Source organism: Idiomarina sp. UBA4206, from assembly GCF_002383015.1.
In the GTDB taxonomy this organism is placed as follows: domain Bacteria; phylum Pseudomonadota; class Gammaproteobacteria; order Enterobacterales; family Alteromonadaceae; genus Idiomarina; species Idiomarina abyssalis.
In genome coordinates, this window is record NZ_DFTS01000075.1 from 44,321 (window position 1) to 45,160 (window position 840).

Annotated in this window: 1 protein-coding gene; it reads right to left on the reverse strand. The window is 53.5% G+C overall.

Annotation, left to right across the window (positions count from 1 at the left end):
* Positions 1–173: 173 nt before the first annotated feature.
* Positions 174–840: putative PEP-binding protein (locus tag B3180_RS15390; RefSeq protein ID WP_349677625.1), on the reverse strand; the 667-nt coding region annotated here is incomplete at its 5' end.

Consider the following 840-nt stretch of genomic DNA (forward strand, 5'->3'; position numbering starts at 1 on the left):
ACTGGTAGCAATGGCGCTGGGCACCACCAGCTCGGGCGGTACACCAATAAGCGGCAGCAAGTAAATAAGCAGTGGCACAATGATTAAACCGCCACCAATGCCGAGCATACCGGCTAACAAGCCAGCGACTGCGCCACCGCCAATACACCAGAGCCAGGTCGTTAATAGCATAGTTATTTACCCGCCCTGACAAAGCCGCCAAGTCCGATGCTTTCCATCTTGTCGGCTATCATTTTACGAATTTGGTCCGGATTACGCGCCTGTAATGCTTTTGCCAGCATGACATTCAGCGTGCTGGAGCGCACATTGCGCAAGATCCAGCGTACCCGATCCACGTTGTAACTGTTCATACTGAGCTGCCGGTAGCCCATAGCAACCAGCAGTAATGCACCACCCGGGTCACCCGCTAATTCCCCACAAACACTCACCGGCTTGCCAATTTCTTCGCAGCGCCGCGCTATTTCGTCCAGGCTGGCTAATACCGCCGGGTGATAGGCATCATAAAGGTTCGCGACACGGCGGTTGTTTCTATCCACTGCCAGCAAGTACTGGGTTAAGTCGTTGCTGCCTACTGAGAAAAAATCGACTTTACTGGCCATGGCCGGTAACTGATAAATAGCCGCCGGCACTTCTATCATGACGCCCAGCTGCGGTTGGAACAGATTGACGCCCACTTCGCAGCCTTGCTCCTCGGCCACTTCAAAATACGCCTGCTTGATAAGCCGCGAGGCTTCGTCCACTTCGCTGGTACTGGTTATCATGGGCAGTAATATGCGCAAATTGCTTTTGCCGATACTGGCGCGCAACATGGCGCGAATTTGAATCAGGAAAATTTCCGCG